The sequence below is a fragment of the Streptomyces sp. NPDC102283 genome (assembly GCF_044766265.1).
In the GTDB taxonomy this organism is placed as follows: Bacteria; Actinomycetota; Actinomycetes; order Streptomycetales; family Streptomycetaceae; genus Streptomyces.
Window position 1 is genome coordinate 12779 of the sequence record NZ_JBIWLQ010000026.1, and the last position, 18461, is coordinate 31239.

16 protein-coding genes and 1 pseudogene are annotated in these 18461 nt (G+C 73.7%); 12 read left to right on the forward strand and 5 right to left on the reverse strand.

All coding sequences use genetic code 11. The features are described from left to right. The first annotated feature begins 3 nt into the window (after positions 1-3). A complete protein-coding gene (locus ACIRJT_RS34940) occupies positions 4-1506 on the forward strand; it encodes a CoA-acylating methylmalonate-semialdehyde dehydrogenase (RefSeq protein WP_403917540.1) in 1503 nt (500 codons plus the stop codon). 112 nt (positions 1507-1618) lie between these two features. Here ACIRJT_RS34940 and ACIRJT_RS34945 read toward each other — a convergent pair whose 3' ends face one another. Beyond that, positions 1619-2083 (reverse strand): peptidoglycan-binding protein, encoded by a 465-nt coding sequence (locus ACIRJT_RS34945; RefSeq protein WP_403917542.1) that lies wholly within the window; start codon positions 2081-2083, stop codon positions 1619-1621. A 259-nt stretch (positions 2084-2342) separates the two neighbouring features. Between ACIRJT_RS34945 and ACIRJT_RS34950 the strand changes: the two genes are divergently transcribed. The 3 genes from ACIRJT_RS34950 (at position 2343) to ACIRJT_RS34960 (ending at position 5221) form a co-directional block, all read left to right on the forward strand. After that, the gene (locus ACIRJT_RS34950) at positions 2343-2963 is read left to right on the forward strand and encodes a DUF4291 domain-containing protein (RefSeq protein ID WP_403917545.1); all 621 of its coding nucleotides are present in this window, start codon (positions 2343-2345) and stop codon (positions 2961-2963) included. A gap of 121 nt (positions 2964-3084) precedes the next feature. Further along, positions 3085-4485, forward strand: a complete 1401-nt coding sequence (locus ACIRJT_RS34955) for a sensor histidine kinase (RefSeq protein WP_403917732.1) — start codon at positions 3085-3087, stop codon at positions 4483-4485. A gap of 7 nt (positions 4486-4492) precedes the next feature. Continuing rightward, complete coding sequence (locus ACIRJT_RS34960) at positions 4493-5221, forward strand: response regulator (RefSeq protein ID WP_403917546.1); 729 nt, start codon at positions 4493-4495, stop codon at positions 5219-5221. Between the two features lie 87 nt (positions 5222-5308). Here ACIRJT_RS34960 and ACIRJT_RS34965 read toward each other — a convergent pair. Next, positions 5309-5536, reverse strand: a pseudogene (locus ACIRJT_RS34965) (phosphatase PAP2 family protein); the annotation flags it as partial. Here ACIRJT_RS34965 and ACIRJT_RS34970 point away from each other — a divergent pair. After that, positions 5436-5744, forward strand: coding sequence for a hypothetical protein (locus ACIRJT_RS34970; RefSeq protein WP_403917740.1), 309 nt, complete (start codon positions 5436-5438; stop codon positions 5742-5744). The pseudogene ACIRJT_RS34965 and the gene ACIRJT_RS34970 sit on opposite strands and share 101 nt — an antisense overlap. Before the next feature lie 252 nt (positions 5745-5996). Here the strand turns inward: ACIRJT_RS34970 and ACIRJT_RS34975 are convergent, their stop codons facing one another. After that, positions 5997-6422: a GNAT family N-acetyltransferase gene (locus ACIRJT_RS34975; protein WP_403917735.1), complete on the reverse strand. Its 426-nt coding sequence runs from the start codon at positions 6420-6422 to the stop codon at positions 5997-5999. A 143-nt stretch (positions 6423-6565) separates the two neighbouring features. Here ACIRJT_RS34975 and ACIRJT_RS34980 point away from each other — a divergent pair, with 143 nt between their 5' ends. The 4 genes from ACIRJT_RS34980 (at position 6566) to ACIRJT_RS34995 (ending at position 12568) form a co-directional block, all read left to right on the forward strand. Then, positions 6566-9220 (forward strand): alpha/beta fold hydrolase, encoded by a 2655-nt coding sequence (locus tag ACIRJT_RS34980; RefSeq protein ID WP_403917549.1) that lies wholly within the window; start codon positions 6566-6568, stop codon positions 9218-9220. Next, positions 9217-10125 carry an ABC transporter permease gene (locus ACIRJT_RS34985; RefSeq protein ID WP_403917552.1) on the forward strand — a complete coding sequence of 303 codons (909 nt, stop codon included), beginning with the start codon at positions 9217-9219 and terminating at the stop codon, positions 10123-10125. Before ACIRJT_RS34980 ends, ACIRJT_RS34985 begins: the two co-directional genes overlap by 4 nt. Before the next feature lie 240 nt (positions 10126-10365). Next, a complete protein-coding gene (locus ACIRJT_RS34990; protein ID WP_403917555.1) occupies positions 10366-11967 on the forward strand; it encodes a von Willebrand factor type A domain-containing protein in 1602 nt (533 codons plus the stop codon). Between the two features lie 133 nt (positions 11968-12100). Then, on the forward strand, positions 12101-12568 hold the full coding sequence (locus ACIRJT_RS34995; RefSeq protein ID WP_403917558.1) for a DUF1772 domain-containing protein: 468 nt from the start codon (positions 12101-12103) through the stop codon (positions 12566-12568). A 7-nt stretch (positions 12569-12575) separates the two neighbouring features. On the opposite strand, the gene ACIRJT_RS35000 is transcribed toward ACIRJT_RS34995, so the two are convergent. Next, the gene (locus ACIRJT_RS35000) at positions 12576-13145 is read right to left on the reverse strand and encodes a GNAT family N-acetyltransferase (protein WP_403917561.1); all 570 of its coding nucleotides are present in this window, start codon (positions 13143-13145) and stop codon (positions 12576-12578) included. 259 nt (positions 13146-13404) lie between these two features. Here ACIRJT_RS35000 and ACIRJT_RS35005 point away from each other — a divergent pair, with 259 nt between their 5' ends. Then, entirely contained in the window at positions 13405-14868 is a 1464-nt protein-coding gene (locus ACIRJT_RS35005) for an FG-GAP and VCBS repeat-containing protein (RefSeq protein ID WP_403917564.1), read from the forward strand. 163 nt (positions 14869-15031) lie between these two features. Here the strand turns inward: ACIRJT_RS35005 and ACIRJT_RS35010 are convergent, their stop codons facing one another. Beyond that, the gene (locus tag ACIRJT_RS35010) at positions 15032-15907 is read right to left on the reverse strand and encodes a peptidoglycan-binding protein (RefSeq protein WP_403917567.1); all 876 of its coding nucleotides are present in this window, start codon (positions 15905-15907) and stop codon (positions 15032-15034) included. 432 nt (positions 15908-16339) lie between these two features. Between ACIRJT_RS35010 and ACIRJT_RS35015 the strand changes: the two genes are divergently transcribed. Next, on the forward strand, positions 16340-17515 hold the full coding sequence (locus ACIRJT_RS35015) for a sensor histidine kinase (protein WP_403917569.1): 1176 nt from the start codon (positions 16340-16342) through the stop codon (positions 17513-17515). A gap of 110 nt (positions 17516-17625) precedes the next feature. Beyond that, a complete protein-coding gene (locus ACIRJT_RS35020) occupies positions 17626-18330 on the forward strand; it encodes a response regulator (RefSeq protein ID WP_403917572.1) in 705 nt (234 codons plus the stop codon). Positions 18331-18461: the final 131 nt, after the last annotated feature.

Sequence of the window (18461 nt, forward strand, 5' to 3'; positions counted from 1 at the left end):
GTCATGACGAAGACCGTCAACCACTGGATCGGCGGCAAGACAGTGGAGGGCACGTCGGGCCAGTACGGTCCCGTCACGGACCCGGCCACCGGCGCCGTCACCACGCAGGTCGCGCTCGCCTCCGTGGAGGAGGTCGACGCGGCCGTGGCGGCGGCGAAGGCCGCGTACACGACGTGGGGCACCTCCTCGCTCGCCCAGCGCACCACCGTCCTCTTCCGCTACCGCGCGCTGCTCGACGCCCACCGCGACGACATCGCCGCGCTGATCACCGCCGAGCACGGCAAGGTGCACTCGGACGCGCTGGGCGAGGTCGCCCGCGGTCTGGAGATCGTCGAGCTGGCCTGCGGGATCACCACCCAGCTCAAGGGCGAGCTGTCCACCCAGGTGTCCAACCGGGTCGACGTCTCCTCGATCCGCCAGTCGCTGGGCGTCGTCGCGGGCATCACGCCGTTCAACTTCCCCGCCATGGTGCCGATGTGGATGTTCCCGCTGGCCATCGCCTGCGGCAACACATTCGTGCTGAAGCCGAGCGAGAAGGACCCCTCGGCCGCCAACCTGCTGGCCGAGCTGGCGTCGGAGGCCGGCCTTCCGGACGGCGTCCTCAACGTCCTGCACGGCGACAGGGTCGCGGTCGACGGTCTGCTGAACCACCCGGACGTGGCGGCCGTCTCCTTCGTCGGCTCCACTCCCATCGCCCGCCACATCCACGCCACCGCCTCCGCCAACGGCAAGCGCGTCCAGGCCCTGGGCGGCGCGAAGAACCACATGCTGGTCCTCCCGGACGCCGACCTGGACGCGGCCGCCGACGCTGCGGTCTCGGCGGCCTACGGCTCCGCCGGCGAGCGCTGCATGGCGATCTCCGCCGTCGTCGCGGTCGGCGCGATCGGCGACGAACTGGTCGCGAAGATCCGCGAGCGCGCCGAGAAGATCACGATCGGCCCCGGCAACGACCCCGCCTCCGAGATGGGCCCCCTGATCACCGCCGCCCACCGCGACAAGGTCGCCTCCTACGTCACGGGCGCCGCCGCCCAGGGCGCGGAGGTCGTCCTCGACGGCACGGGCCACACGGTCGAGGGCTTCGAGGACGGCCACTGGATCGGCCTGTCCCTCCTGGACAAGGTATCCACCGACTCCGACGCGTACCGGGACGAGATCTTCGGCCCGGTGCTGTGCGTGCTCCGCGTGGACACCTACGAGGACGGCGTCGCCCTCATGAACGCCTCGCCGTTCGGCAACGGCACCGCGATCTTCACCCGCGACGGCGGCGCGGCCCGCCGCTTCCAGCTGGAGGTCGAGGCCGGCATGGTCGGCGTCAACGTCCCGATCCCGGTCCCCGTGGGCTACCACTCCTTCGGCGGCTGGAAGGACTCGCTCTTCGGCGACCACCACATCTACGGCAACGACGGCGTGCACTTCTACACGCGCGGCAAGGTCGTCACCACCCGCTGGCCCGACCCGGCCGACGCCCCGGCAGGCGTCGACCTCGGCTTCCCGCGCAACCACTGAGCGCCCTTCGGGCCGAGCGGTCCACCGCCTCCGGCCGGCCGGCGCAGGGAACACGCGTCCCGCTCCGGCCGGCCGGCGGCACGGTCGCCGCGCACGGTGCGTACGGCCTCGGTCAGTAGGCGCTCCTGGCCCAGTCGCCGAACTTCCCGAACGCCGCCTGGGTGCCGGGCCCGGCGATTCCGTCGATCGCGCCGGTGTAGCCGTAGGACGCCTTCAGCTTGCGCTGCAGGGCCTTGACCGTGCCGGATCCGGGGTCGCCGTCGATCGCGCCGGTGTAGCCGTGACTCGCCTTGAGGTGACGCTGGAACGCCTTCCAGCTGTTCGGGCCGAGCTGCCCGTCGACCGAGTCGTTGTAGTTCCAGCGCGTCTTCAGCCAGCGCTGGACCCCCTTCGCCTGGCTGGAGGGGAGGCCGAAGTTGTTCACCGCGAGCGTGCCGGTCTCACCGGCCACCGCCGTCTGCCGCACGGCCGTGTCCGACGCGGCGGAGCTGACGGTCGCGCCCGCGAGGCTCCCCGCGGCGATGCCCGCCGCGGCGACGATACCGACGGCTGTCCTCTTCAGGGTGTTCGGTCGCACGTGTCCCCCTCTGGTTCACGGAGCGGCTGATGGTTCGGAACCGCCGGGACCGCTCCGGTAGACCCGGCACGGTCACGCTCGCACGGCTCCGTCGGCACCGGAACCTCGAACGATGCAGGGCGTCGCACCGGAACCTGGCACGGCACAGGGCGATTCCGGTGCCCGCCGGAGAACGGTGCCCGCCGGAGAACGGCGCCCCGGACCGCCGACCCGCGAAATCCAGGTGCTGAACCGCGAGCGCCTCCCGCATCCTGTGGCGATGGACGCCCCGCCCCTCCCGCCCCGTTACGAGATCCGCGCCCGCCAGACCGCCACCACCGTCACCGTCTACCAGGCGTACCGCCCGGCCATCGGGCTGCCCGCCGCACGCGACGGGCGGTTCCCCGATGCCTGGAAGCGGGACCGGATGACCTGGATCAAGCCCAGCTTCCTGTGGATGATGTACCGCTGCGGCTGGGGCACGAAGGAGGGGCAGGAGGTCGTCCTCGCCGTCGAGATCGACCGGGGCGGCCTCCGATGGGCCCTCGCGCACGCCGAACTCTCTAACTACGTACGCGATGTGCACCCCGACCAGCGGTCCTGGAAGCGGAGCCTGCGCACGGCACCCGCCCGGGTCCAGTGGGACCCCGAACGTGACCTCGACCTGAACCCGCTCCCGTACCGCTCCCTCCAGCTCGGGCTGAGCGGCGAGGCCGCCCGGCGGTACGCGGACGAGTGGACCGTGTCCGTCCGCGACGTCACCCCCCTCGCGCGCGAGGTGCGCGCGGCGGTCCGGGCGGGGGAGCGGGAGCGGGCCGCCGCCCTGCTGCCGGTGGAGGGGCCGCTCGACCTGGCCGCGCCCCGGCCGGTGCGGGGCGGTCACCAGGCGCCGGACATATGACTTTCGGCAGTGCCGGAAGGCCCCCGGTCTCCGTAGCCTCTCCCTCGTGAACAGCCATGACCTCGTGCACAGGCCCGCTCGTGGCCCCCGCTCCCGGTGGGCGGGCCCGGGAGGCCTGCTGGTGCCCGCCGCGGCGGCGTTCGGCGCGCTGAGCCTGGTCGGGTGGTGGTGGGGGCTGCCGACCGCGGTCGCGGCGTTCGTCGCGGGACGGGGCCCCGGGCGCGGCAGAACGCTGGTCCTGGTGCTGGCCGGGGCGCTCGTGGCAGGGGCGGTGGCGGTGGCCGTGATGCCGTCCCTGCTCGCTCTCGGGACGCAGTTCGTGGCGGTGGTCGTCCTCGCCGTGCTGGTGCCCTGGTTCGTGGGGCGGTTCTCACGTCAGTACCGGGAGTTGGTCCGGGCCGGCTGGGAGAGAGCCGAACAGCTGGAGCGGGAGAGGAAGTTGATCGCCGAGCAGGCGAGGCTGCTGGAGCGGGCCCGGATCGCGCGGGACATGCACGACGTGCTGGGCCACGACCTCAGCCTGATCGCCCTGTCGGCCGGGGCCCTGAAGCTGGCTCCCGGTCTGGACGAGCGGAACCGGCAGGCCGCCCAGGACATCCGGGGCAGGGCCGGTGCGGCGGTGGAACGCCTCGGCGAGGTGATCGGCGTCCTCCGCGAGGAGAGCGAGGGCCCGCCGCAGGGACCGCGGGACTCCGACATCCCCCGGCTCGTCGGTGACGCGGCCGCCTCCGGGCTCGCCGTCGAACTGACCGTGGCCGGAGAGGCGTCGGGCCTTCCGCCCGCCGTCGAACGCGCCGCGCACAGGGTCGTGCAGGAAGGCCTGACCAACGCGGCCAAGCACGAGCCCGGCCGGCCCGTGAGCGTCGAGGTCTCGCACACGGCGACCGAGACCCGGGTGGTGGTCCGCAGCGGAGTCCCGGGGGCACCGCGGGCAGGGATCCCGGGCGACCTGTCGGCCGAGGACGGGGCCCAAGGACTCGCCGGGCACGGGGGCCGCGGCCTCATCGGGCTGGACGAGCGCGTCCGGCTCGTCGGCGGCACCCTCGACCACGGCCCCCGGGACGGGGGCTTCACCGTCGCCGCCCGGCTGCCCCACCACGCTCCCGCGCAGCCCGCGCCCCGGGCCGCCGCCGGAACGATTCCCGGGGCGGCGGGATTCCGGCGGGCTCGGTGGCATGTCCGCCGCACCCTGCTCACCGCGCTGGCGGTGCCGCTGGCGGCGGGTGCGGTGCTGCTCGCCGGGGTCGGGACGTGGGAGACGGTGGCCGCGTCCCGGTCCGTCCTCGACCCGCGCGACTACGCCCGCCTGCGGGTGGGGCAGGATCGGTCCGACCTGCGGAAGGTGCTGCCGGACCGGCAGTCGGTGGAGCGGCCGACGAGCGACGCCGGGCCGGAGGAACGAGGGGTGACGTGCGAGTTCTACGCGATGACGGCCGACCGCTTCGACGACCGGTCCGGAGACGTGTACCGGCTCTGCTTCCGGGACGGCAGGCTGGTCTCCCGCGACGCGCTGACACCGTGAGCGCCTGATGATCCGGCCGGACACGACCCGGGCGGACGCGACCCCCGCCGGGACGATCCGGGTCGTGGTCGCCGACGACGAGCCCATGATCCGCGCCGGCGTCCGCGCCGTCCTCGCCACCGACCCGGGCATCGAGGTCGTCGCCGAGGCGGCCGACGGGCACGAGGCGGTGGAGCTGGTCCGGGCGCACCGCCCGCACGTGGCCGTCCTCGACGTGCGGATGCCGGGGACCAACGGCATCGACGCCGCGGCCGAGATCCGCCGCACCCTGCCCGCCACCGGCGTCGTCATGCTGACCACGTTCGGCGAGGACGACTACATCCTGCGGGCGCTGGGCTGCGGGGCCGCCGGATTCCTGATCAAGTCCGGCGAGCCCGAGGAACTCGTCGCCGGGGTGCGGGCCGTGGCCGAAGGCGCCGCCTATCTGTCACCGAAGGTCGCCGCCCGCGTGGTGGCGCACCTCGCGTCCACCGGGGCCGGGGCCCTGGCCGGCCGGCGGGACGTGGCCCGGAAGCGGGTCGCCGGGCTGACGCCCAGGGAGCGCGAAGTGCTGTCGCACCTCGGCGGCGGGCTGTCCAACGGGCAGATCGCCCGGCGGCTGCACCTGGTCGAGGGCACGGTCAAGGCGCACGTCAGCTCCGTCCTGGCCCGCCTCGGCGTCGACAACCGGGCCGCGGCGGCCGTCGTCGCCCACGAGGCCGGGATCCTGCCCCCACCACCGGCCGAGCAGCGCTGAGGCGAGCAGACCGGCGGGGCGGGCCGGCACGAGGAGAGCCGCGGTGACGACCGCCCCGCCGAGCACCGCCCCGGCGATCACGTCGTGCGGGTAGTGGACCCCCACCAGGACCCGCAGCAGCGCCGCCGCCACGGCCAACGGCAGGGTCACGGCGGCGAGCCGGGGCCGCCGCACCGCCAGACCGACCGCGAGGGCGGCGGCCAGGGTGGCGTGGTTGCTCGGGAACGACCAGTCGCCCGGCTCGGGGCACGCGGCGACCGCCCGGGCGCCGTCCAGCGCCCGGCACGGGCGCTCCTCGTCGACGATCAGCTTCAGCGCCTCGCTGACGGCGTACGCCAGGACCGTCCCGGCGCCGATGAGCACGGCCCCCGCCACCGCGCCCGCGTCCCGCCGGCGTACCGCCGTCCAGCAGACCGCGAGCAGCAGCAGGCCGAGAACGATCAGCGTGGCCTCGGAGGACAGCTCCAGCAGGTGCCCCAGCCACCCCGGACCGTCCCCGACCGCTCCCGTCAGCGACCGGTAGAGGGATGCGGAAGCCCCCTGGGTGACCTCGGTCGGGCCGGGCCGCCCCAGGCCCCCGGGCGACAGCGTCCCGATCACGGCGGCCGCCGACGCCAGTAGTGCGGCCGATCCGAACAGCCGGACGGGCCAGTGGTGTTGATGTGTGTGCTTTGCCATGCGGCGAACGTACGAAGGCACCACGGCCCGGCGCGGGGGCCGAACGGCAGGAGCGGCCCCCGACGAAGGTCGGGGTCGACGCCCGGGAACGCCCCCTCTACGCAGCGCCACCGTCCCCGAACTCCCACGTCAGCATCGTGAACCCGCCGTCGTCCCCCGCCCCGGCCGATCGGTACGTCGCGAGTGCCGCCTCGTTGTCGCCTTCCACGCCGACCCACAGGTCGTAGCACCCCCGCTCCCGGGCGACGGCCACGAGCGCCAGCGTCAGGGCCCTGCCGATGCCCCGGCGGCGGAACGGGTCGTCGACGGCGAGTTCGTACAGGCACATCGCCGTGCCCTTGTCCGGATGCAGCATCTCGATGCCCGTGACGAAGCCGGCCGGGACGCCGTCCACGTACGCGATCAGCAGCACATGACCGTCCGCCGCGAGGAAGCGGGCGGCCCATTCCTCACGGGGCGGTGCGTCGTAGAGATGGCCGGCGGCCAGGAGTTCCGTGACGGTCGTAGCGCGGCGAATGTCCACCATGGCCTCCCGGGGCAAGGGGTTCGAAGGCATTCTGTACCGCGTCCGGAGTACGGCGGGGGCGCAGCGTACCTCTCAGGGAGGCCGCCCGGCTCCCCCTGGCGGCACTCAACCGACTTGCGTCCTCCGCTTAGGGTCGAGGGATGGAGACCCCTACTGCTCGATGGCGGCGCCTGCTGCCCCGCACCCCTGGCCGGTGGGCCGCGGTCGGCGCCGCGCTCGCCGTGCTCGTGGGCGGCGGCACCTGGACCGCCGTCGCCGACGACGGCACGCCCTCCGTGCAGCGCGAGGACCGGACGCTGCGCATGGACGGGGTGCCGATCGACACCTCGTACTTCCATGCCGAAGGCTCCGGCAAGCGGCCCGCCGTGCTCATCGGACACGGCTTCGGCGGCAGCAAGAACGACGTACGGGCCCAGGCCGAGAAGCTGGCCGCCGACGGGTACGCCGTGCTGACCTGGTCGGCGCGCGGCTTCGGCGAGTCCGGCGGGGAGATCACCCTCAACGACCCGGACCACGAGGTCAGGGACGTCTCCCGGCTCATCGACTGGCTCGCGGAGCGGCCCGAGGTGCAGCTCGACGAGGAGGGCGACCCCCGGGTCGGCCTCACCGGGGCCTCCTACGGCGGGGCCGTCTCCCTGCTCGCCGCCGGGCACGACGAGCGGGTCGACGCCATCGCGCCCGTGATCACCTACTGGAACCTCGCCGACGCCCTCTTCCCCGACGGGGTCTTCAAGAAGCTCTGGGCCGGGATCTTCATCACCACCGGCGGCGGCTGCGAGAAGTTCGAGAAGCGGCTCTGCGAGATGTACGAGCGGGTCGCCGTCAGCGGCAAGCCCGACGCCGAGGCGATCGACCTCCTCACCGAGCGTTCGCCGTCCGCCGTCGCCGACCGCATCAAGGTTCCCTCGCTCCTCCTCCAGGGGCAGTCCGACTCCCTCTTCCCGCTCGGCCAGGCCGACGCCATGCAGAAGGCCATCAGCGCCAACGGCGCCCCCGTCTCCGTCGACTGGATCTCGGGCGGGCACGACGGCGGCGACAACGAGACCGGGCGGGTCGAGGGCCGGGTCGGCTCCTGGTTCGACCGCTATCTCAAGGAGGACGCCGGCGCCGGCGCCGGGCCCGCCTTCCGCGTCACCCGCACCGGAGGCGTCGACTCCACCGACGGCGCCGCCCTCCTGCGCGGCGCGAGCGGCGACACCTACCCGGGGCTGCGCGGCGGCGGCCGTGACATCGCGCTCGGCGGCGGGACGAAGACCTTCCGCAACCCGGCGGGGTCCTCGCCGCCCGCCATCTCCGCCGTGCCCGGCGTCGGCGGCGGACTCGCCCAGCTCTCCTCCCTCGGCGTCGGGCTCTCGCTCGACTTCCCCGGACAGTTCGCCCGCTTCGAGTCCGCCCCGCTGGACACCTCCGTACGCGTCACCGGCACGCCCACCGTGAAGGCGAACGTGACGGCGAGCGGCGACCGGGACGCGGTGCTCTTCGGCAAGGTGTACGACGTGTCGCCGGACGGCAGGCAGCAGGTGCTGCCCCACCAGCTCGTCGCCCCCTACCGGATCACCCCCGACCAGCAGGGCAAACCGATCGAGCTGGCGCTGCCCGCCGTGGACCACGAGTTCGACGCCGGACACCGGATGCGGCTGGTGTTCTCCGCCACGGACCTCGGCTACGCCTCCCCGGCCGAGCCCGCCACCTACACCGTCACCGCCGACGGCCCGCTGACCGTCCCCACCGCGCCCGCCGTGACGACCGCGGCGGCCACCCTCCCGTGGTGGACCTGGGGCCTCCCGGCCGCCGCCCTCGTCATCGCGGCGGGCCTCCTGCTCACCGCCCGCCGCAGGACCGCGACGCCCGCGCCGGACCCCGCGCTCACCGACGTACCGCTCCAGATCACCGGCCTCTCGAAGAAGTACGCGAAGGCGGTCGACCGCTACGCCGTGCGCGAGCTGTCCTTCCGCGTCGAGAAGGGCCAGGTCCTCGGACTCCTCGGGCCCAACGGCGCGGGCAAGACGACCACCCTGCGCATGCTCATGGGGCTCATCACCCCCGACGAGGGCGAGATCCGCGTCTTCGGGCAGGCCATCAGGCCGGGCGCGCCGGTGCTGTCCCGGGTCGGGGCGTTCGTGGAGGGGGCCGGGTTCCTGCCCCACCTCTCCGGGCGCGCCAACCTCGACCTCTACTGGCAGGCCACCGGCCGCCCCGCCGAGGACGCGCACATCGAGGAGGCCCTGGAGATCGCCGGGCTCGGCGACGCGCTCGCCCGTGCGGTACGGACGTACTCCCAGGGCATGCGGCAGCGGCTCGCCATCGCCCAGGCCATGCTCGGCATGCCGGACCTCCTCATCCTCGACGAGCCGACCAACGGGCTCGACCCGCCGCAGATCCGCGAGATGCGGGACGTGATGATCCGGTACGCGGCCGGCGGCCGGACCGTCATCGTCTCCAGCCACCTCCTCTCCGAGGTCGAGCAGTCCTGCACGCACCTGGTCGTCATGGACCGGGGCCGGCTCGTCCAGGCCGGACCCGTCGCCGAGATCACCGGATCCGGCGACATGATCCTGGTGACCACGGCGGACGAGGTGTCCGAGCCGCTGGCGGAGAAGGTCGCCGCCCTGCCCGGCATCGGCTCCGCCGTCCGCGCCGACGACGGGCGCGGACTCCTCGTCCGCCTGGACGGGACCACCACCTCCCGGCTGGTCTCCGATCTCGTCCGGCTCGACGTGCCGGTCACCGGCGTCGGACCGCACCGCCGCCTGGAGGACGCCTTCCTCACCCTCATCTCCGGAGGAGCAGCATGAGCGCCCCCGTCCAGCCCCCCGAGGCCCGGGTGGAGACCGCACACCCGGAGGCCCCCGGCTACCGTGCCGGGCGCACTCTTCCCCTCCGCGTCGAGGCGACGCGGCAGTTGCGCAGGCGGCGCACCCTGCTGATGGGCGGCATCCTCGCCGCCCTCCCGTTCATCCTGATCATCGCCTTCGCGATCGGCGGCACGCCGGACGGCGAGGACGGCGGCGGGGGCCGGGGCGGCGGCCGGATCAACCTGATGGACGTGGCGACCGAGTCCGCCGCGAACTTCGCCGCCACCTCGCTGTTCGTCTCGGCCGGATTCCTGCTGGTGGTGCCGGTGGCCCTGTTCTGCGGGGACACCGTCGCCTCCGAGGCGAGCTGGTCCTCGCTGCGCTATCTGCTCGCCGCACCCGTGCCGCGCGTCCGGCTGCTGTGGTCCAAGCTCGTCGTCGCCCTCGGCTTCAGCCTGGCCGCGATGGTGCTGCTGCCGCTCGTCGCCCTGGTGGCGGGTACGGCGGCCTACGGATGGGGGCCACTGAAACTGCCCACCGGGGGAGCGTTGTCCGCCGGGGAGACGGTGCCCCGCCTCGCGATCGTCGTGGCGTTCATCTTCGTCTCCCAACTGGTCACCGCGGGCCTGGCGTTCTGGCTGTCCACGAAGACGGACGCCCCGCTCGGCGCGGTCGGCGGCGCGGTCGGTCTCACCATCGTCGGCAATGTGCTCGACGCGGTCACCGCGCTCGGCTCCTGGCGCGACTTCCTGCCCGCGCACTGGCAGTTCGCCTGGGCCGACGCCCTCCAGCCGCAGTTGGAGTGGGGCGGCATGATCAAGGGCACGGCCGTATCAGTGACCTATGCCCTGATCCTGTTCGCACTGGCCTTCCGCGGGTTCGGTCGTAAGGACATCGTGTCCTGAACCTGATGTTCCGCCGGTCTCCCGCCCGCTGTTGCCGCATCGAGATGGTTCCGCAACGCTTTCGTCGACTCCGGTCGGCGACCCCGTACGTCACATTCACAGATGTCGAGGACATCGTGACGACGTGGGGGGTTACACATGCACCAGGCAGGCCGACGGCACGCGAAGCGGGCGGAAGGCAGGACAGGCGTCCGGGCGGAAGGCAGAGCAGGCGTCCGGGCGGGGGGCCGGGCGGGAGCCATGGCGCTCCTGCTGGCGGGCGCCATGGTCCTCACCGCGTGCGGCAGCGGCGACAGCGCCTCGGGCGGCAAGCGCGACCTGACCTCGGATACGCACCACGGGCAGGGTTCGACCGGCGGCGGACAGCCCGCGCCGGACGCGGTGGCGCCCGAGAAGGGCCGGTCGGCCGCGCCGACCGGCGAGTCCGGGGACGAGGGCAAGCCGGACGTCGCGCCGCCCGACTACCTCTCCACCTTCGCCCTGGACGTGGACACCGCCAGCTACGGCTACGCGCGCCGCACCCTCGGCGACGGCATGATGCCTTCGCCCGAGGAGGTGCGCCCGGAGGAGTTCGTCAACAGCTTCCGCCAGGGGTACGAACGGCCGAAGGGCCCCGGCTTCTCGGTGAACGTCGACGGGGCGCGCATCGGCTCCGGGAAGGGCGGGGGCGGTGGAACCGGAGCCTCCGACTGGTCGCTGCTCCGTGTCGGCCTGGCCACCGAGGCCGCCCCGTCGACCGCCGAACGGCCCCCCGCGGCCCTCACGTTCGTCGTCGACATCTCGGGGTCCATGGCCGAGACCGGCCGCCTGGACCTGGTCAGGAAGTCGCTGACCATCCTCACCGACGAACTGCGCGACGACGACTCCATCTCCCTGGTCACCTTCAGCGACGAGGCCGAGACCCGGCTGCCGATGACCCGCCTCCAGGGCAACCGGAACCGGATCAAGGACGTGGTGGAGGAGATGCGGCCAGACCGGTCCACCAACGTCGAGGCGGGCATCACCCTCGGCTACGAGGAGTCGGTCGAGGGCCATCGCAAGGGCGCCACCAACCGGGTCGTGCTCCTCTCCGACGCACTGGCCAACACCGGCGACACCGAGGCCGAGGGGATCCTGCGGAAGATCGACTCCACCCGCCGGGAGTACGGCATCACCCTCTTCGGGGTCGGTGTCGGCAGCGACTACGGCGACGCGTTCATGGAGCGCCTCACCAACAAGGGCGACGGGAACACCACGTACGTCGGTGACGAGGAGCAGGCCCGCAAGGTCTTCGTCGACCAACTGCCCGCCCATCTGGAGATCCGGGCCCGCGACGCCAAGGCCCAGGTGGCGTTCGACCGCAGGACCGTGAAGCAGTTCCGGCTGATCGGCTACGAGAACCGCAAGGTCGCCGACGAGGACTTCCGCGACGACAGCGTCGACGGTGGCGAGGTCGGCCCCGGTCACACGGTGACCGCTCTGTACGCCGTACGGCTGCGCGAGGGCGCGTCCGGCACCGTGGCCGAGGCCACCGTGCGCTGGCTCGACCCCAGGACCCGCGAGGCCCGGGAGGAGACCGGAACCGCGACGACCGGGGCGATCGACGGCTCCCTGTGGAGCGGCGCGGCCGAGCGGCTGCAAGTAGCCGCCGTTGCCGCCTACTTCGCCGACCACCTGCGGGGCGGCGACCTGCCCGGCGCACCCGGTCTCGCCGAACTCGCCTCGCGTGCGGCCGGGTTGGCGGAGGCGACCGAGGACAGCTCCGTCACGAAGCTGGCCAGGGCCATCGGCCAGGCGGACCGGATCGAGGGCGGTTCGGGAACGGACCACGAGCCGGAACCGGACGAGGGCGAGATCGGCTGAGGCGGAGCGGGCCGGGGCCGAGCGGGCTGGGGCCGAGCGGCCCAGCGGCCATGCTGCCCGGGTGGATCGCCCCGGGCCGAAACAGTTCGCACGGTCATTCGAAAATGTGCCCTGCGAACCGTCGCTCCGGGTCATGATGTCCGCCATGACCTCCCTCCTCCTGCTGCTCGCCACGATCGTCAACGGCCTCTACGCGGGGTTCATGCTGACCTTCCTGATCGCGATCATGCCCGGACTCGCCGACCTGACGGACGAGCAGTTCACGTCGGTCATGCGCCGCTTCAACGAGAAGGTCCCCGGCCCGGTCTTCCTGGTCCTGTTCCTCGGCGTCGTCGCGCTGCCCGCCGCCGCGTTCTTCACCGGCCTCGGTGAGCACGACGGGGCGGCGGGGCCCGCCGTCCTGGGGGCGCTGATCTGCGCGGTCGCCGGTCATCTGGTGACCGTGGTCGGGAACATCCCGCTCAACAACGCCCTCGCCGCCTCCGAGGGCGGCGACGACAGCGCGGCCCGCGCGGCCTTCGAATCCCGCTGGAACATCCTCCACCAGGTGCGCACCGCGTTCGCGCTCGCGGCGTGCGTCCTGCTGGCCGTCGCGCTGTAGTACGGGGCTACCCGCTCCCCGCCTCCGCCCGGCGCGGATGGCGGGGGCCGAGCAGCACCACGAGAGCGGCAGCGCCGGGCACGGGTGCGTCGACCCGCCGCCAGCCGGCGCGCTCGTACAGGCGCAGCGCCGGCTCGGCCCGCACGGAGGTCAGCAGCCAGCAACGGCCGTCCGGCGCGGAACCCGTCACCGTGTGCAGCAGCGCCGAGCCGAGCCCCCTGCCGTGCGCCCGGGGCGCCACCGCAAGCTCGTTCACCTCCAGCGCGCCGCAGAGCCACGCCCGCGCCCGCCCGGGCCCGAGGGCCTCGGCGACCTGCCCGTAGCCGCGGTCCGCCGGAAAGACCTCCGGGGTGATCCAGGCCGTGGCGAATCCGGTTACCGTCCCCTCGGCCGTCGCCACCGCCGCCCTGAACCCGGGCCGGAGTGCGTCCCGCGCGAGCCGCTCCGCATAGCTGTCGGCCTGCGCCGGATCCTCGTTCCAGGGCGGGGCCGCGAACGCCCGCGCGTACACGTCGCGGATCCCTTCGGCGTACCGGTTCAGCTCCCCGGCCTCCACCGTTCGCACCTCGGCCGTCATCGCACCGTCCCTCGGAGTTCGCCGGTGATCCATCGTCGGATCACCGGGGCGCCACCGGCGCAGCGAGGAAACCCTAGAGGGTGAGCTGCCCTGCCGAGCACAACCCTTCGCCCGGTACGCCCGTCTGAAGGGGTGCGAGTGGCCACTCGATCCCACCCATTTCCGACTCGGGCGTGCACGCCACGGCGCAATGGGGACAGCGCTTTCCGGCCGTCCCCGTTGCGCCGACGCGGCGAACGTCCCAGCAGAAGGAGTCCCCGTGACATCCCGAGCACTCGGTACCGGTGTCGTCCTGGCCATCACCCTGGCCACCGCGGTCGTCACCCTGCCCGCCGCCGCCCGGCCCGCGCCGGCCCCCGACCCGCACGGCCCCCGCGCCGACTTCAACGGCGACGGCTATCCGGACCTGGCGTTCGCCGCGCCGGGTGCGACCGTCAAGGGGTTCAAGGGCGCCGGATACGTCGGCGTGGCCTACGGCTCCCGCAACGGGGTCAAGGACTCCGCCAAGCGGGTGTTCACCCAGGCCTCGGCGGGAGTCCCCGGCACCCCGGAGGCCGGTGACGCCTTCGGCGGCGCGGTCGCCTCCGCCGATCTCGACCAGGACGGTTACGCGGACCTGGTCGTCGGTTCGCCGGGCGAGAAGATCGGAGCGGCCGCCGCAGGCGGCGGCGTGACCGTCCTGTGGGGCGGGCCGGGCGGCCTGGCCGGCGGGGCGACCCTGTTGACCGGCGAGGAGTACGCCGGCCTGGGCCGGTGGCTGGCCGTCGGCGACTTCGACGGCGACGGCGCCCCGGACATCGTCGGCGCCGGGCACATCGCCCTGCACGCGCTCAGCGGCCCGTTCACCCGCGAGGGCGTCGCGGCGGCGGCCACCGAGATCCCGAACGCCGACGACTGGCGGAACCTCGACGTGGCCGCGGGCGACCTGAACGGCGACGGTCGTGACGATCTCGCCATCGTCGCCAACGACGGCGACGAATACGACGCCCGGCGCATCATGACGGGCTTCGGCGGCCCGGCCGGACTCGGCCCGGACCTCACCTCCGTCAAGGGGAAGAACGGCTACAACCTGCAGGGCGGCGAGCACCTCGCCGTCGGCAACGTGAACAACGACCGGTACGCCGACCTCGCCGTCGGGCGCGCCGTCGACGGCTACGACAGCGACCTGGACCTGCCGCTCGCCAAGGGGGGCATGCTCACCTACGTACCGGGCGGCGCGACCGGTCCGCAGGGCACCGAGGCCGTCGTCCTCAACCAGGACTCGCCCGGCGTCCCCGGCGCCGCCGAGCACAGCGACAACTTCGGCGCGTCCGTCGCGATCGGGGACACCGACGGCGACGGCTACGGCGAGATCGCGGTGGGCGTCCCCGGAGAGGACCAGGGCGCGGTCGCCTCGGCGGGCGGCCTCGTCGTCCTCCCCGGCACCGCCACCGGCCCCACGGGCAAGGGGAGCTACGGCTTCAACCAGGGCACGCCGGACGTCGTCGGGGCCGTGGAGAAGGACGACCGCTTCGGCGGCGCGGCGGCCCTGCGCGACCTCAACGGCGACGGCCGTACCGAACTGGCCGTGGGCGCCCCCGGAGAGAACGCGGGCGAGGGCTCCCTGTGGGTGTTCCCGGCCACCGCCTCCGGCCTCGTGGCCAAGGGCTCGTTCAGCTTCGGCCACGGGACGCTCGGCACAGTGGCCGTGAAGGCGGGACTGGGCAGCGGCTTCAACCGCTGACCCGCACCACTTCAGCCGCTTCCCCGCGCGACCGGGCGGGCGGCCCCCGCCCCATGCCAGGCAATCATCCGCATCATCCGCATCGACTGCATCGTCCACATCGTCCACATCGTCCGGCTCCTTCACCTCCGGCGGGGAGGGGAAGGAGTCGGACGCGCCGCCGTCACACGTTGGGCACCTTGAGCCGGTCCCAACTGCTCTTGCCGGGAACGCCGTCCGCGTCGTCGCCCGTGTAGCCCAGCTTGCGCTGCCAGGCGGCGTACGACTTCCGGTCGGCCTCGGACCAGGCCGGTCCGGGGCCCACCGTGTAACGCCCGCAGCCCTCGGACACCAGGCGCTTGCCCATCGCCGTGACGACCGCGCTGTTGCGGCCGACCTTGAAGAACGAGGCCCCCGGGAACGGCTCGTACGTCGGCTTCGGCGGCGGATCGGAGGGCCCGTCCGGGGAAGCGCCCAGCCGCTTGCCGATCCGCGCGCGCATCGCGTTCATGGTGAACCCGCGCGGATCGACCTTGCCCGGCTGCCACTCCAGGTGCCCGATCACCGACCGCTGCGACCAGCCGTGTGCCCGGCAGACGGCGGCGGCGGCCCGCTCGATCGCCAGCAGCTGGGCCGCCGGCCAGGGATCCTTGCCGTCGCCGAGGTTGACGCATTCGAAGCCGTAGAAGTGCCGGTTGCCGTCGGTGTTGGCCTCGTTGTCCGGGGGCAGCGCCTTCTCCGCGACGACGGCGCGCAGGACGTCGTCGTCGCCGAGCCCGGCATGGTTGGCCCGCCCGTTCCCCACGAGGTGGACGGACCCGTCCTTGGCGATGACCCCGTGGCAGAGCGGGCCGGGCAGCGCGGAGTGGCCGTTGTAGCAGAGTTCGACCGAGGAGGCGGTGCCCGAGGTGACGGTATGATGGATCATCACGCCGTGCGTCGGTCCCCAGGGACCCTTGTGGTTCCGGTTGTTGGTACGCCAACTCCGGTGTTCGACGACATGGAGGCCTTCGTCGCGGAGAGCTTTGAGCAGCCTGGCTGCAGACAGCGGCGTCGCCATCGCGGCGCTCCTTTCCCTGATGGTGCGTAGTTCACGCGGGCGCTTCGGTGTGCGGTCGGCGGAACCGGCGGACGGACGACGGCGCGGAGCCGTGTACGCCCGCCGGGTGAGGGGGACGGTCGGGAACGCCCTGCGGCGAGGATTCCGCCTTCGGGCCCACCTGATCGATTTGCCCGCTCCCACGCCCTGCCGAACGTCCTGCCGGACGGAAGGTTGCGCCGTGCCCGAACTCCTGCCCGATGTGTACGGCGCCGAGCCCCTCGACACCGTGCCCCGCACCGCCGGCCGCGCTGCCGCCGCGACCCCGCCACGCCCCCTCCGCGCGCCCGCGTCACGACCTTCCCGCCGCCCGGCCCGTACGGCCGGGCGCGGACCGGTGTACTCCCGCTGTCGTATGCGGCCGGACGTCCCGCCTCCTACCGTGAGGGGGTGATGACCTTCGAGCGCCTGGCCGCCCGTGCGCGGGCTCTGCCGCCGATCGTCGTGGATCTGGTGGTGGTGGCGGTGGTGGGCGTGTTCACCGCCGCCGACGCGGCCGTCAACGAGCCCGGCTACCGGCAGGCCGACGCGCTGACCTGGGCTCTTCTCGTGGTCTCGCTGGCAGCGCTCGTCTGCCGCCGCCGTTGGCCCGTTCCGGTGGTCTGTGTGACCGGGGCGGCCTGCGCCGGGTGGGCGCTGCACGGGCACATCGGCGAGCTGCTGAACCTCCCGGTGATCGTGGCGCTCTACACGGTCGCGGTGCTCGGCGACCGCCGGCGCACCCTGTGGACCGGGGTGATCGCCGCGACGGTCTCGGGCGCGGTGGCGCTGAAGGTCGGCCGGGACGTGGTCAACCCGCAGGGACTGCCCGTCCTGGAGCTGGTCTGGCCGCTCGTCCCGCTGCTCCTGGGCGAGGTGGTGCGCACCCGCCGGGAACTGCTGGCGGAGTACGCGGCGCGCGCCGCGCGGGCCGAGGAGGACCGCGAGCGGGAGGCCGCCAGCCGGGTCCGCCAGGAGCGGGCGCGGGTCGCCCGGGAGATCCACGACATCCTCGCGCACACGGTGAGCGCGATGACCGTACAGGCCGGGGTGGCGTTGGACGCGCTGGACGCCGCGCCGGAGGTGGCGCGGCAGGCGATGACGCAGGTGCGCGCCTCCGGCAAGGAAGCCGTCCGGGAGCTGCGCGCCACGCTGTCCGTCCTGCGCGCGGCGCAGTCCACGGCGCCGGCTCCCCGCCTCGACCAGCTGGACGAACTGGTCGCGGGGGTCGAGGCGGGCGGGGTGCGGGTCAGCCTGCGGCGGGACACGGGGGACGCCGCCCTGCCCGCGGTCGTCGAGGCCACGGCGTACCGGATCGTGCAGGAGGCGCTGACCAACGTGGTGAAGCACTCCGCGGCGCGGCACACCGCGGTGTCGGTGACCCGCGACGCAGCCCGGCTGATCGTCGAGGTCGTGGACGACGGCCCACCGGCGCGGCCGCCCGCCGTCCCGCCCGCCGGCCGTGGCTTCGGCCTGATCGGCATGCGGGAGCGGGCGGCCGCGGTGGGCGGTGGCGTCACGTACGGCCCGGTGCCGGGCGGCGGCTTCCGCGTCCGCGCCGAACTGCCGACGGAGGGAACGGCCTCATGAACGGGAAGCTGTACGGGAACGGGGGAACGGCCTCATGAACGGGAAGCTGTACGGGAACGGGGGAACGGCCTCATGAACGGGAAGCCGTACGGGACTGGGGGAACGGCCTCATGAACGAGTGGATGGAGGGCGTGGCGGGGACGCGGGGGACCGTCCGCGTGGTCCTCGCCGACGACCAGACGGTCGTACGGGCCGGATTCCGCGCCCTGCTCGACCTCACCGACGACCTGGTCGTCGTCGCGGAGGCCGCCGACGGGGCCCGGGCCGTCGAGGCGGTCCGGACGACCCGCCCGGACGTCGTGCTGATGGACATCCGGATGCCCGGCGTCGACGGCCTGGAGGCCACCCGCCGGATCGCCGAGGACCGCTCCCTCGACCGGGTCCGCGTCGTCATGCTCACCACGTACGAGGTCGACGCGTACGTCTTCGAGGCCCTGAGGCACGGCGCGGCGGGCTTTCTGCTGAAGGACATCGAGCCGGACGACCTGCGCGCCGCGATCCGCACGGTCGCGGCGGGCCGAAGCCTGCTCGCCCCCGCCGTCACCCGCCGGGTGATCGAGGAGTTCGCCCGGCTGGCGGCTCCCGAGGCGGCGGGCGCCGAACGGCTCGCCGTACTCACCGGCCGGGAGCGTGAGGTGATGGCGCTCGTCGCCGCCGGACTGTCCAACGAGGAGATCGGCAAGGCGCTGATCATGAGCCCGCTGACCGCGAAGACCCATGTCAGCCGGACCATGACGAAGCTCGGCGCCCGCGACCGGGCCCAGCTGGTGGTCCTCGCCTATGAAACGGGCCTGGTCAGGGCGGGAGAACGCTAGGGCGTGCTGCGATAGTGGCGCCGTCCGCCCGGAGGGCGGGCGCGGCGGCGTCCGGTGCGCGCGATCGCAGGGCGGAGGGTCGCCCCGACACCGGCTGTATCGGGGTGATCCCGGCAACGCGGCGATGGGGC